General features: G+C 35.0%; 13 protein-coding genes and 2 pseudogenes. All 15 read right to left on the bottom strand.

Annotation, left to right across the window (positions count from 1 at the left end; all coding sequences use genetic code 11):
* Positions 1-12 precede the first annotated feature (12 nt).
* Positions 13-927, bottom strand: a complete 915-nt coding sequence (locus ACIQYS_RS19065; protein ID WP_402983526.1) for a stage III sporulation protein AE — start codon at positions 925-927, stop codon at positions 13-15.
* Between the two features lie 15 nt (positions 928-942).
* Positions 943-1,326, bottom strand: a complete 384-nt coding sequence (locus ACIQYS_RS19070; protein ID WP_402983529.1) for a hypothetical protein — start codon at positions 1,324-1,326, stop codon at positions 943-945.
* Between the two features lie 3 nt (positions 1,327-1,329).
* Positions 1,330-1,539 (bottom strand): SpoIIIAC/SpoIIIAD family protein, encoded by a 210-nt coding sequence (locus ACIQYS_RS19075; protein ID WP_402983532.1) that lies wholly within the window; start codon positions 1,537-1,539, stop codon positions 1,330-1,332.
* A gap of 365 nt (positions 1,540-1,904) precedes the next feature.
* On the bottom strand, positions 1,905-2,462 hold the full coding sequence (gene efp / locus ACIQYS_RS19080) for an elongation factor P (RefSeq protein WP_402983535.1): 558 nt from the start codon (positions 2,460-2,462) through the stop codon (positions 1,905-1,907).
* Positions 2,463-2,478: 16 nt separating this feature from the next.
* Entirely contained in the window at positions 2,479-3,543 is a 1,065-nt protein-coding gene (locus ACIQYS_RS19085; RefSeq protein WP_402983538.1) for a M24 family metallopeptidase, read from the bottom strand.
* Positions 3,544-3,613: 70 nt separating this feature from the next.
* Complete coding sequence (locus ACIQYS_RS19090) at positions 3,614-4,036, bottom strand: hypothetical protein (RefSeq protein WP_402983541.1); 423 nt, start codon at positions 4,034-4,036, stop codon at positions 3,614-3,616.
* A gap of 643 nt (positions 4,037-4,679) precedes the next feature.
* The gene (locus ACIQYS_RS19095; protein ID WP_402983544.1) at positions 4,680-5,945 is read right to left on the bottom strand and encodes an erythromycin esterase family protein; all 1,266 of its coding nucleotides are present in this window, start codon (positions 5,943-5,945) and stop codon (positions 4,680-4,682) included.
* A 56-nt stretch (positions 5,946-6,001) separates the two neighbouring features.
* Positions 6,002-6,210: pseudogene (locus ACIQYS_RS19100) on the bottom strand (hypothetical protein); the annotation flags it as partial.
* A gap of 47 nt (positions 6,211-6,257) precedes the next feature.
* The gene (locus ACIQYS_RS19105) at positions 6,258-7,076 is read right to left on the bottom strand and encodes a sensor histidine kinase (RefSeq protein WP_402983547.1); all 819 of its coding nucleotides are present in this window, start codon (positions 7,074-7,076) and stop codon (positions 6,258-6,260) included.
* 109 nt (positions 7,077-7,185) lie between these two features.
* Positions 7,186-7,935, bottom strand: coding sequence for an ABC transporter permease (locus ACIQYS_RS19110; protein ID WP_402983550.1), 750 nt, complete (start codon positions 7,933-7,935; stop codon positions 7,186-7,188).
* Entirely contained in the window at positions 7,928-8,845 is a 918-nt protein-coding gene (locus ACIQYS_RS19115) for an ABC transporter ATP-binding protein (RefSeq protein WP_402983553.1), read from the bottom strand. The genes ACIQYS_RS19110 and ACIQYS_RS19115 overlap by 8 nt, the downstream gene beginning before the upstream one ends.
* A 95-nt stretch (positions 8,846-8,940) precedes the next feature.
* Positions 8,941-9,621, bottom strand: a complete 681-nt coding sequence (locus tag ACIQYS_RS19120; protein WP_402983556.1) for a response regulator transcription factor — start codon at positions 9,619-9,621, stop codon at positions 8,941-8,943.
* A 444-nt stretch (positions 9,622-10,065) separates the two neighbouring features.
* A pseudogene (locus ACIQYS_RS19125) lies at positions 10,066-10,318 on the bottom strand (heteromeric transposase endonuclease subunit TnsA); the annotation flags it as partial.
* A 327-nt stretch (positions 10,319-10,645) separates the two neighbouring features.
* On the bottom strand, positions 10,646-11,332 hold the full coding sequence (locus ACIQYS_RS19130; RefSeq protein ID WP_402983559.1) for a hypothetical protein: 687 nt from the start codon (positions 11,330-11,332) through the stop codon (positions 10,646-10,648).
* A 312-nt stretch (positions 11,333-11,644) separates the two neighbouring features.
* Entirely contained in the window at positions 11,645-13,417 is a 1,773-nt protein-coding gene (locus tag ACIQYS_RS19135; protein WP_483880191.1) for a vitamin B12-dependent ribonucleotide reductase, read from the bottom strand.
* Positions 13,418-13,655 lie beyond the last annotated feature (238 nt).

The raw sequence follows: 13,655 nt of genomic DNA on the forward strand, positions 1-13,655 counted from the left end.
AAACGATAGTATTTATCCTTTCACACTTATGAGTAATTTCGCAAAAAGCATCGTTAAAATAATTGTAAAAAAGAAAGCAAATGCGATTAATACGGAAATAATAGATAACACGAATAACGTCCTTCCAATATCATCTAGCAGCCCACTAATACTGCCATCGATAAAAGGATCGAGTATCGCTCCTAATAATCGGTATAAAAAGGCGATTAAAATTGTTTGAATTGTCGGTACCGATACTAAGATTAATACGGAAAACAGCACGGCATTGCCTGTAACTACAGAAGCCGAAGAGGAATAACTTTTCATCGTACTAATACTTTCTGTTAAAAGAGACCCAACAAAAGGAATGTTATTCGAGATCAGTCGTTTTGCTGATTCACTAACCGCACCACTGACCGACCATGTGAAGACCCCATTAACCGTCATAAAAAAACTATACAGAACTAAAATAATAGAGGTAGTCCCAACTAGCGTCATTCGAATCAGATCCGACATTTTGGAAAACGAAGTAGCTGGATGTATTCTACTAATTACATCAAAAATGAACGCCGCCATGATGGATGGTATTAACACTTTTTTAGCTAATAGCGTCGTAAAAGAAGCAAACACCATAACCATTGGATTCCACAGAGTGATTAGTAACGCACCACCAGATACTGCGATTCCTGCTGTTAATAAAGGATACATTCCTAAAAATAGCGTTACTAATTGGTTGGAGAGCGCTTGAATCACATCTAATGTTCGGATTGCAGGCTCTAAACAATAAAAACAAATGATCATAATAAACAAAAATCTAAATAACCTTTTACTATTCGGGATCAACCATTCTAAACAAACAAACACTAATCCAAACAATAAAACATACGTAAATGTTTGAATAACTTCTCTGACTGGCTGCCATAATGTTTGTAACATTTCATCTATCATTCAAGGTTCATTCCTTCAAGAAAGTAATCCTAGTACGGATAAAAACTTTTCGTAAAACTGCTTCATATGTTGCACCCAAGCGAGGAGTATGATTGCTTTTGTAGTAAACGTAAACATTGTTGCAAGGCTTGTATATTCATATTCCGAAAGAAGTTCTTCTACAATTTGAGAAATAAAAAGTAATAACACAGAAAAAAGGAGTAATTTAAATACGGGTAGTAGGGCAACTGGAACGACGGAGAAATAGTGCGTGACAAAAGGTATAATAACGGAAATTATTAAATACGTTAAAAAAAGAAAGATATAAATCGTATAGATAATCGAATGTAAACGTGGATATGTTTCCTTCACTAATTCCAACAAGCAAAATGCTAAGATAATCGTGACATATACAATCATCGGTTAACTCGTCATTAGAAGCCATTCTAAAAATGTGGAAATCTCGTGAAAGAATAATCTTAATAAACGTAACAATTCGATTGTCATATATATATATCCAACAAAAAACAAGAAAAAAGCAAATTCTTTTTTACCAGTAGATTCAAAAAACAAGTGAAGAATAGCTATTAATAAGCCTATACCCGCAACTCGAAGTACATCGTGAAGTTCCACAATGCCTCCCCCTTCCATACGAATAACATATGAACGAACATCCGGGAATATGAAAAAAGAGCCCTCGCAAAATTGCAAAGGCACCGAAGAAAATCCTCTTAATGTAAGTTTCTATTATAATACTGTTGGTTTCCGATACAACCAACGGAACCTGCTAATAATCAACATTAATCATTTATTATCAGCCCGTATATGGCTATATTCACAGTAAATCCCAAGAGAATATGGAAACTTATAGATTAATATAATCGGAAAATAGTAACTTAAAGATAAAAAAAAGACGACCAAAATTCAAACTTTTGAATTTTAGAGTCGTCTTTTTAGTTTTCGGTGCCCCGCAAAATTGCGAGACTCTTTTCATATAATTAAGCTCTTGAAACGTATGAACCTTCATCTGTGTTTATGATTAATTTATCTCCAACATTGATGAAAAGTGGAACAGTTACAACTAAACCAGTTTCTACTGTAGCTGTTTTAGAACCACCACCAGAAGTGTCTCCCTTAATGCCTGGTTCTGTTTCTGTAACTTCTAATTCAACTGATTTTGGTAATTCCACACCAAGTGTTTCACCTTGATATTGGATAACATGAATTTCCATGTTTTCACGTAAGAATTTTAGTTCGTACTCAATTTGATTTTCGCTTAGTTCTAATTGCTCGTAAGAATCTGTATCCATGAATACATGTTGATCTCCACTTGCGTATAAATATTGCATTTTTTTATTGTCAATTTGCGCTTTTTCTACTTTTTCCCCAGCACGGAACGTTTTTTCATTGACAGAACCGTTACGAAGATTTCTTAGTTTAGAACGTACAAATGCTGCACCTTTTCCTGGTTTTACATGTTGGAAATCTAATACACGGTAAAGTACTCCGTCTACTACAATTGTTAAGCCTGTTTTAAAATCATTTACTGAAATCATCTATTTCCCTCCAAAATTAAGTTAGTATTAATAGTTCTTTTGTCGATTGCGTGAGCTTTTCTAAACCATTTTCCGTTACAAGTGCATCATCTTCGATACGTACCCCACCGATATTAGGTAAGTAAATTCCTGGTTCAATCGTAATAACCATACCTGGTTCTAACACAATATCTGAACGGGATGATAATCCTGGCCCTTCATGCACCTCTAAACCGATCCCGTGACCTAATGAATGTCCAAATGCTTCTCCGTATCCTTTAGAAGCAATATAATCACGTGCAATAGCGTCTGCTTCTTTACCAGTCATACCCGGTTTTACCTTTTCTAAAGCAAGTAATTGTGAATCGAGAACAACTTGGTAAATCTCTTTCAACTGTTCGCTTGGCTCCCCGACCGCAACTGTTCGAGTCGTATCGGAAATATAACCATTATATATTGCCCCAAAATCTAATGTCACAAAGTCGCCTACTTCGATTACTTTATCCGACGCAACACCGTGTGGTAGTGCAGAACGAACTCCCGAAGCAACGATTGTATCAAAAGAAGAAGAGGTAGCTCCACGCTTACGCATGAAAAATTCCAACTCATTGGACACTTCTAGCTCCGTCATTCCTGGTTTTATGTATGTAAGGATATGCTCATAAGCCTCATCCGCAATTAGACAAGCTGCCTTTATTATACTAATCTCTTCGTCCGTCTTTATCAAGCGAATTTTTTCCACTAATCCAGATAGGGGCACTAAATCAGCTTTGACGGCTTTTTTATATAATTCAAAGCTACTGTATGTCAAATCTTCTTTTTCAAATCCAAGTGATTGTATGCCCATTTGAGTGACTTGCGTTGCTACTTCTTCTATTAATGTTTTCTCATGTTTGACAATGCGGAAATCTTTGATCTGGCTTGCTGCTTGTTCTGTATAACGGAAATCCGTGATAAAAACTGCATCATTTTTGGAAACAATGGCAACACCAGCGGTTCCAGTAAATCCAGTCATATACCGTCTGTTATAACCATTTGTAATTAATAAAGCCTCAATTCCTTTTTCTTCTAACGCAATGCGTAACTTCGCAAGTTTCATCATTACCCCTCATCTCATTTTCTAAATAACTACTGCAATCTATTTTATCATACGAAATAAGGATGGTAAATTTTCATTTACTTAATGGTTTATCTTGCGCATGGAAGATGGCAGATTCCATTAGAAAACGCGTAGACAATATGATAATACATACAAAGGGAATGGACATTTTTTTGATTGTTTTTTCGATAGAATGTGCATCTAGAATAATCCATTCAAGTGCAAATGCTATTAGTAGCCCAAGTACGATGCTTGTAATAGCTACTGGAATTTTCATGAACAGCAAACTGATATAGTACAAAACAATGCTCGCAGCCCACACGATGATGAATAATATACCCCATTTAATAAATGCATTGCTGTCCTTTAAAGCTTGAAAAGTATTAGAAAACCCGACTGGATTCCATTTTATAAAATGAAAAAGATCTAATATTTTAAACATAATTATTGTAACGACTGCAGCAGCAAAACTAGTGCTAATTGCTAAACCTTTCATGTAAATCTCCTCATCTTTTTAGCCTAGTGTAGGCCTTGAAAGGATAGTTTAAACAAGAATATAAAAAAGTGTTCGTGGCTTGTTCTCTAGAGCTACAAACGATTGGTAGTGCAATATAGGTTAATGCGCACTAAAAAGCTCGATTAAGTGTCCGTTATGATTGTCGCTGCAGGCGAACGCTTTCCGCGAGGTGAGCGTCGGAGTCGCCCCCTTTCGCTTCAATCAATAAGAATTTTTTCTTAAATTGGCGTTTGCTGAAATCAGAAAATAAATATATTAGGTCCACTATCATTAAACCTAATTAAAGCACTCCAAAACATCAGTTGGATTGGTTTAGTCATGTTCAGCGGTTAATGTCGATTTTAGGATGAGCTTTGTCACGTTTACAACGTATATAATCCCATTACTACATAAGATTGAAATTAGAGTATTGAAGCTGATTAACTGACAAATTTCGTGGATTGGAGCGGAAGGGCAGCGACTTTCTTACGACGTCTTATCCCTAATTAGTGACATATACTTTATATCGACAAGATAGCGGTATCCGAATTACCTAAAGCATAAAAAAGCACAAATGGATGACTTGCTCTAATCCATTTGTGCTTTTAGCTTTAAAATAAAGTTTAATCATTTTGGTGCTGCTTTACTCCATTACAGTTGTTGGTGTTGCTTCCTTTATAATAATAATGCCGTCATATGCATGTTTTGGTACCATTTTAATAGTGTAAAACATCTTTAACAATTTGTACCAAGGGCGAAAATCATCACCTATATTCACCATTTTTTGATCGTTGCTTATAATTTCTAGTAATTCCTCTGATTCACTCGCTTTATCAAATCCAATGTAAAAAACATTTGGCCCTACTTCATTAAATACAGCAACTAAATCATTATGATTCTCTATATTATGAATCTGTCTTTCAGCAGAGCTTCGGTTTAAGGCTTGAAATTCGCTATTAATTAGGTCAGTACCAATTGCGAAATACTCCGATCCATAAAACTCATCTAAATAATTTCCCATTGATTTGTAACCAGTTAATGATGCAGACGTTTTTTCAATATGTCCATTATGTCCAGAAACAAATACTTTGTCATGACCATGTGCTTCTTCAAATTCTACAATCCATTGTAAGTTATCTGCTAAATATCGGTCGCGAAGCTTTGTATAGTTCCCCTCATTTAAAAATAGCTGTGTACGCTGCCTCATAATTTGTGCGTGTTGTAAAGCGAAGGAAAAGGCATCATGAGATGAGTGTTTCACATATGTCCCCTCGTTAGCTTGCATATCCGAGATGATGGTATCGATAGAATGATTAATTTCTTCTAGTTGCTTTGTTGTTAATTCACGCATTGTATCATTTGAGACATGCTTCAGCTGATCACCGTATTTTTCCTTTGCATTTGAATTAACAACTTCAAAATAGTCAAGGACTCCTTTTTTGTTAAAGTCATAACGCTGCATATCGTTGCCATAAAAGTATACTTTCTCATTTTCATTCGCCGTAACGTTATAATCATGCATCCATTGAACAAGACTAATCATTTGTTCTGTCTTGTAAATATCATAATCAAGGGCATTCACCGCATCTTCTACGGTACCATTTCCATTCAAAATGAACTGATTGATTTGCTGTCCGCCTCCAAAATCCCCTTCCAAGATAAATACACGAACATTTTCATTTTTAATTAACCGTTCAAATACATCTTTTTTCAATTCTTGAAATTCGACGTTTCCATGTGTTGCCTCTCCCAAGCCGATTACCTTTACATCATCTGGAATATCAATTTCTTCAATGACTGAAATATATTGATCTGCTTCGTTAACTGGTTCAACACTCCCACACCCTGATAATAAAACAAATAGAAAAATGACTGTACATAATAAAAAACATTTTTTAGAAAATATCATTTTTATCCCCTTAAAACATTCTGATTTAGTAGAGTCGATCTAATTAAATTGTTGTCTTAAACTGTTTTTCTTCGAAAGTATAAATATCCTCCCAGAAAAAATAAGATAAAACTCCCACTTACTATGGTTATTAATTCCAATGGAACAAAAAATATTAAAAATGATGTTAATAGAAATTCTTTTATATGTTGTTTTGTGCTTTCGTTACTGCGACTATCGACAATTAAAAACTAAGCGAGGTATTATCAGGATATTTCGTAGCCACAAAAAGAAGTGGTAAGTGCTCCGAAATGTTCACATTATATTCCCGGCCTAATCCCATTTTCTAAACGACACCTCAATTATAAATTCATTTTCACGGACATCTGCAACCGCTTTTCCTCCTTGTTTGTTAACAAGTTGCTGAACAATATGAAGCCCTAATCCAAGCTGGGTACCAGTTCGACTAGGATCCAACCTAAATGTTCTATTAAAAATCTGTTGAAGTTTCGTAACATTAATCTTATCAACATCATTTACTGCCCTTAACCAAATATAATTTTCATCCTCTACAAAGCTAATTTGCAAATAACTTTTGGCATAAGTTAAGGCATTCTGAATAATGTTAATTACAATCCGGACGATTGCTTTATTGTCAGCAAGAACAGGACATACAGTCCCTTCATCCAGCTTCACCTTCAATTGCTTTTTCTCAAAATCATCATAGAACATAAGCATTGTTTCCACGACCATTTGATCTAGAAACTGCTTTTCCATGGTCAATTTTTTGTCCGAGGAATCAAGCTGTGAAAGTTCATAGAATAAATCAACAATCATGGTAAGATTATCAATCTTCCTTTGAATAATACTTAAAAACTCTTTCCTTTCTGCTTCAGATATAGACGGATCTATTAATAACTCTGAAAATCCTTTGATCGATGTTAACGGTGTTCGTAAATCATGGGAGATATTTGTGATTTCTTGCTTTAGTTCCATTTCTCTTCTTTCGATGGACTGCTGATTCCGTTTGAATAAATGAGTGAGCTGATTGATTTTCGCAGCAAATCGGGCCAAGTTTTTATTATGTGTATTTGTACGAACTAATTCATTTGTCCCGAAATTTTTACTAATTTCCTCTAATTGTTTCGTCATCATTCTGACATCCCAATGGAACAACAGAAGCATCGAGACCAAAACAACCAGAAGGAAAACCAAGATTATTATAATCAACCAGCTATTCACTTTCATCCATCCTTCTCCATCAATCGATGTTTTGATTTGCGAACCTTTTCGCTCCAATCAGCAAAGCAATCAGGGAAATTACTATGCCTACAGCCCAATATTGATAACCGAACTGAACCGTACCATCCATAAAGCTCATTAAATTATCATTTAATAATGTATTTGGCACATATTTGTATAACTCGTTTAAGCCTGTAACCTGACGGAACAAAATCCGTAGCAGGTTACTAGAGAGTCCAAAAATAAATATCAGCACGATAATGATATAAACTTCTCCAACTTTCAGCATTTTTAAAATATGTGTTAGAAAGAATCCACTAAGAACAAGCGGAGCCATATTTACACTTGCTATTAGAAAATTTCTGACTGCCTGATTATCGCTGTTCAGCAAGTTTTCACCTAGCGCAATCATTAATAATATGCCAACGACACAAATTAGTAGAAAATAACTTAAAGTTAGGATTAGTTTAGACCAGAAGATTATATTCCTAGAAATGCCAAAAGAAATAGATTGTTTAATCAAAGACATATCTTTGCCAGTGAGAGCTGAATTAAAGAGTACCCCCACGATTATAATGAGTAATCCGCCGCTAATTACATTTGAATAGAAAAATTTACTAGTACCGTAAGGGAAATTCGGGTCATGCTGTTCAAAATAATAAAGGACGGCAGCAGCAGCGGCGATCAGCAAAAAACATATCAAACTTGTAAAATGCAGGCCTTTTTTACGCAGTAGACGATAATATTCGCTTTTCATATAATTAATCATTTTTATTCCCCTCCACTAATCCTAAGAAGTATTCCTCTAGATTCAGTGCTTCGATGCGAAACTCTTTCACCATCACTCCATTATCAACTAAGATACGATTGATATCTCCACCGTTCTCTACATGATTTTGGATGATGATTACTTGATTAGGAAGAACTTTAAACTGAATATCTGCATATGCCTGTTCTAAAAATCGTGCCGCTTTCGCTGAATTATCAACTGTTATCAGAATTTGTTTCCTACTCTTCTCTTCCAGAGACTCTCTACTTAAATCATCGACGACTACACCATTTTTGATAAATACAAAACGTGTGGCTAGCAATTTCAATTCCGTTAAAATATGACTAGAAATTAATATTGTTATTTGTTTTTCCTGGTTGAGCTTCATCAATAATTTGCGGATTTCCACAATCCCCTCCACATCCAAACCATTGATTGGCTCATCAAGCACTAAACAATCAGGGCTGCTTAAGAGACAAAGGGCTATGCCTAATCGCTGCTTCATCCCCATGGAATAGTCTTTAAACCGTTTTTTCTTTTCATTGGTCAGACCCACAATCTCCAGAACTTCATAAATGCGTTTTTTGTCAACGATCCCCCGTTGAATACGAAAATATTCCAGATTTTGAATTGCAGTAAAATCCGGGAAAAATGTAGGTACTTCTATCATAAAGCCCATTCTTTTTTTCGCATGGTCTATCTGTTTACCGGATTTTCCAAATAGCTGAATCTCCCCAGTTGTCGGCATTAGTTGTCCGGCAAGAAGTTTTAAAAACGTCGATTTTCCTGCACCATTTTTTCCAATTAGTGCACAGATTTCCCCTTTTTTTATTGTGAAGTCAAGAGGTTTAATGACCTCTTCTTCCTTAAACTTTTTCGTCAATTGATAGGTCTGTATAATGGTATCCATCTTTTTGACTCCTTCACTAAATTTCTTGTTACTTTCAGTTTAGCTTAGAAGTCTTTAATATCCTTTAAGCAAAACATAAAGAATTCATAAAGAAGTCATACAAGCATAAAACCTACTCCCCAAATGGTCTTTATATATTCTTCAGTTGTTATTTCGGAAATTTTCTTACGGAGATTGGAGACATGAACACTGATTGTATTATCATCACCATAATAAGTTCCTTTCCAGATGCTTTCATAAATCTCCTTTTTAGAAAGTGCACGTTCGGGATTGTTCATGAAAAATGTTAAAATATCAAACTCAGCATTCGTCAACTGCAGCTCTTTCTCGTTTAAAGTTACAGACCTTTTTTCCATATTGATTATAAGTCCACGCCATCCCATTTCTGCTGGCTGCATAGGGAGAAAACTTGCTTTTCGTAATTGAACTTCTACTCGAGCCATCACTTCTTCCTGATGAAACGGTTTGGTTATATAATCGTCCGCACCCATTTTCAATACCTGCACTTTGTTCTCTATATCGCTTTTGGCTGAAATGACAATGATTGGAATAGAACTCTTTTCTCGAATCTCTTTTATAAGTTCCTCCCCGCTTTTTCCCGGAAGCATCAGATCCAATAATATTAAATCAAACGTATTATTTTGTAGCTGCAACAAACCTTCTGTACCGGAATATGCAGCAACCGTTTCCATATGTGACCTTGCCATAATTACACTTAGCAACATACTGATCTCTTGATCGTCTTCAATAATTAAGGTTCTTTTACCTTCATACATAATTATCACCCATTTTTTGAAATATAGCGTTTTATGCTCTATTAATTATAACTAAATACAACATGCCTTTTGGGGGTAACCCGATAATATGAAAATTAGACAATGAAATGTATTTATTCATACACCTAAGAACGTTGCAAAGTTCCTCTTTAGGACAGGTAGTTCTAGTAAATTACGAACAAATGAAACTATCCTAAGCCAAAACATCCCTTAAAGCCCAATCAACTGGTGAAGTTTTTGAATAATTTTTTTACTGGTAGTACCCGAATCATTCGTTTCCGATTTAGAATCACTTAAAAGGGGACGATATTTCGATTCATATTCCTTTGCACTTTTACGGGATTGAATATCTTTTTACGGATCCTCTAGTTATTATACCAATAATAAAACTGACCGTAAGATGGTATACGATTAGCTTCCCATACAAGGTGCTTTTCTTTGCCGTCTAATACCTAACTCATCTGCAATGACAATTGTTTCTTCCAACGGAAATAAAGGAAATTGTTCTCTTGTATCAATAACAAAATCCGAGTATTCAGTTAAATAAAAGTAAATTCGTTCCAAATCGGACAAGAATTCGTGCTGCCTTCCTGTTTTGATTCCTTTCAATCGAGTAGAGCGACCTAACGAAGAGACAACTTATAATCAACCAAGGTTTATTATCCGAACCAATCCCAGAGCCACGACCTTCTTTAATCCATTAGTCGATTTTAGATGTTCTAGTTCTTTTAGACATAAAAAAACCCTTTAGACAATATCCAAAGAGGTATTTTTTCGTGACTTTTTTTAAAATATCGCGACTTTATTGTAGCTATGGAAGAAAGTTTGATCAAAAAACACCTCGCAAACCTACATTTTACGTAACTTAAAAAGAACCCATTTTGAAAAAAAGATTGATCAAAACGAATTCTTTCCTTGTGAAGCATTGTACAATTTTTGTAAAAAGGTTTGATAATATTCGAGCTAGAATCTTCAAAATTGTGCCATTTTCTTGAAGATTAGCTTAGTCAAAGGATTCTAATGATTAAAGTATTATTGTTACTAAAGCAGAAAATACAACTATAGAAAACGGAATAATAAATAAACATTGCTTTTTCGTTTTAGGAACAAGAAGTAAAATAATAATTATTATTAAAGCATATACTATTTCAGTGCCAAGCATATAAAAATATTCTCCTTCACTTATAAGAACATTTTCGTATTGCATGTATTTTCCATAAAAGTTTACCGTAGAAAGATAGATTTTATATCCTTCAAATGCAATTACGGAAATTGGTAACGCTATAATAACACTAGAAATTAAGTTATCAGCATGAGAAAACCACATAATATAGGCTGGAATCGTTGATAGTAATGTAATGATGCACCAATAAATAATATATCTTAATGGAAAAAGTCCAAGAATTAAAATTGTATATGTGTAATACGAAAATAGCATTGAAATTAGAAACATAAAAACACGTATTGCAGCTAATTTAGGCGTATAAGAATATACAGCTAACAAAGTAGAAATAAATATCCATACTCCCCAGTGACTTCCGATAAGACCTAAGTTTGAAATTGCAGAAGGCATTATAGGTGAATCGATTATTTTAGCAACGATACCCAAAGTAAATCCAAGAATGGACGAAAATAAAATAGAATATGTAATTTGCTTTTTGCTTACGCTAATACTAGTACGTATTTTATCAGATTTTAAAAATACACTCATAATTAACCTCGATGATTTTTTATTTTTGTTTTTACAATGTCTTCCTCTCAATTGATGATAATCGTTTGCGTTTTGCCATGAAACTCCCTCCTAATTAAATATTTCAATTGAAGTAAACCTGCAATTCGAGTAAGCATTGTATTAAATTTAGGTAAAATCACACCTATATTTTCAGAAATATAAAAATAGTAACCTCTTACGGTCATCATACCGAAGAGGTTACTTTTTATCAAACTTATTACCGATTATCAATCTTTTTTTAATATGATCGAACTTTATTTCAAAGCCACAGTGCTTTTATCAATTGTTCTATTATAAACCACATTTCAGCTGTGCATTACAGTTCGTACATGTGTTACAGCCGCCCATTTCTTCTACAGTTCCTTTTCGGCAAACCGGGCAAGTGTTCCCTACTTCCGATCCAATCGTTACATTTGTAGAACGTAAATCTTGGATTGTATCAATTAAAACGATTGGTCGTTTTTCGAACACTTTTTCTTCTTGTTCATGGTTATCTAATGTATTTTCCTCGGCTTTTAGCGTCAATACTTGCGCATCACGACTTCCATCAACATAAACAGTACCACCTTTGGCACCGCCTTTATATAAACGTTCATAAACGGCTTCTACTTGCTCTACTGTGTATCCACGAGGAGCATTTACTGTTTTTGAAATCGAACTATCAATCCAACGTTGGATAATACATTGAACATCTGCGTGCGCTTCAGGAGGTAATTCCATTGCTGTCACAAACCAGTTAGGAAGATTTTCTTCTTCCACTGTATCATTGTTAGCTAAATATTCTTGTACAATGTCTGCTTTTACTTCGATGAATTTACCTAGACGTCCACTTCTGTAATAAGTAAACGAATAATAAGGCTCCAGACCAGTAGAAACACCAACCATTGTTCCAGTAGATCCAGTAGGCGCTACTGTTAATAAATGTGAGTTACGAATGCCAGTTTCTAAAATAGTATTTCTAATTTCCTCTGGCATAGTTTGCATAAATCCTGTTTCTGTAAATGCTTTTCGAAGTCGATTTGTTTCTTCTTCGGTTTCGCCTGTTAAGAACGGGAAGCTTCCTCGTTCTTTTGCTAGTTGTGCGGAAGTTTCATATGCTGTGATAGCAATTGTTTTAAAAATCTCATCAACTAAAATATTTCCTTCATCAGATCCATACTCTTTTTCACAATAAATAAGAAGATCTGCTAATCCCATTACTCCAAGACCAACACGTCTCTCACCAAGTGCTTGTACTTTATTTTCTTCTAAGAAATATGGTGTTGCGTCAATGACATTATCTTGCATACGTACACCCACACGTACTGTTTCTTTTAATGCTTCATAGTCTACTGTTTTTGTTTCTTTATTTGCAAATTGTGCAAGGTTCACAGCCGCTAGGTTACAAACAGAATATGGAGCTAGCGGTTGCTCACCACATGGGTTAGTTGCAACAACTTTTTGCCCATATGCTTTTGCATTCGTTTTTTCATTGGCGTTATCGATGAAGAAAACGCCAGGCTCTGCAGAGTACGTTGCACAAATATTAATAAGGTTCCAAAGCTCTTTTGCTTTTACTGTGCGATGCGTTCTCACTTCATAGCCCATTTTTTCCCACTCACGAACGTCGCCAATCGTATGCCAATTTTCGTTGTAGAATGCCATTTCCTCTTCTGTATATGATTCAGTTGCTGGGAAACGAAGGTCAAAATCTTCGTCATTTTCTACTGCTTTCATGAAATCATCTGTTAATGTTACTGAAATATTCGCACCTGTTAAAAATTCTGGATTATGAACAGTGTACGTTCCACCATCACGAAGTTTCGTTTCTGCATCACGAATGATTTCGTTACTGAACCCTCCAAGACCTGGTATTGCTTTATAGTTAATAATTCCTTGGTACATTGCTTCTTCTTGGAATGTTAAAGGTTTAAATTTAAGCTTGTCCTTCGCCAATTGTTTAATCGTTTCATCTTTTGTATTTTCGATTAGGAATCGTAAAATACGTGGATTTTGCATTTTCGAAATAATGAATTCCGCAATATCCGGATGCCAATCTGCCAGCATTATCATTTGTGCTCCCAATTTTGTTACACCACCAAATGTGGGGTTAGGTCATTTCTGCCTAACTCTTATGCTTTCACATAAGTTCAGACTATATCATCAAAGAATATCATTATTCTTTGTCTCGTGCCTTATAGAATCATTACTGATCACTATAATTTACTTCTTCCATAGCAATGCATTAGGAAGTTTCAATAGTCGTTGAACGTTGATCTCCGTTTCCGAAGACCCTTCGCTGCTGATTGTCCAATCTCTCCTC

It is taken from the genome of Psychrobacillus sp. NPDC096426 (assembly GCF_044762745.1).
GTDB lineage: Bacteria > Bacillota > Bacilli > Bacillales_A > Planococcaceae > Psychrobacillus.

Excerpts from the sequence above, each read along its gene's own strand:
- ACIQYS_RS19065 (WP_402983526.1), bottom strand. The coding sequence starts at position 927 with ATGATAGATGAAATGTTACAAACATTATGGCAGCCAGTCAGAGAAGTT.
- ACIQYS_RS19120 (WP_402983556.1), bottom strand. The coding sequence starts at position 9,621 with ATGTATGAAGGTAAAAGAACCTTAATTATTGAAGACGATCAAGAGATC.
- ACIQYS_RS19130 (WP_402983559.1), bottom strand. The coding sequence starts at position 11,332 with ATGAGTGTATTTTTAAAATCTGATAAAATACGTACTAGTATTAGCGTA.
- ACIQYS_RS19105 (WP_402983547.1), bottom strand. The coding sequence starts at position 7,076 with ATGACGAAACAATTAGAGGAAATTAGTAAAAATTTCGGGACAAATGAA.
- ACIQYS_RS19090 (WP_402983541.1), bottom strand. The coding sequence starts at position 4,036 with ATGAAAGGTTTAGCAATTAGCACTAGTTTTGCTGCTGCAGTCGTTACA.
- ACIQYS_RS19115 (WP_402983553.1), bottom strand. The coding sequence starts at position 8,845 with ATGGATACCATTATACAGACCTATCAATTGACGAAAAAGTTTAAGGAA.
- efp (WP_402983535.1), bottom strand. The coding sequence starts at position 2,462 with ATGATTTCAGTAAATGATTTTAAAACAGGCTTAACAATTGTAGTAGAC.
- ACIQYS_RS19110 (WP_402983550.1), bottom strand. The coding sequence starts at position 7,935 with ATGATTAATTATATGAAAAGCGAATATTATCGTCTACTGCGTAAAAAA.
- ACIQYS_RS19085 (WP_402983538.1), bottom strand. The coding sequence starts at position 3,543 with ATGATGAAACTTGCGAAGTTACGCATTGCGTTAGAAGAAAAAGGAATT.
- ACIQYS_RS19070 (WP_402983529.1), bottom strand. The coding sequence starts at position 1,326 with ATGATTGTATATGTCACGATTATCTTAGCATTTTGCTTGTTGGAATTA.
- ACIQYS_RS19095 (WP_402983544.1), bottom strand. The coding sequence starts at position 5,945 with ATGATATTTTCTAAAAAATGTTTTTTATTATGTACAGTCATTTTTCTA.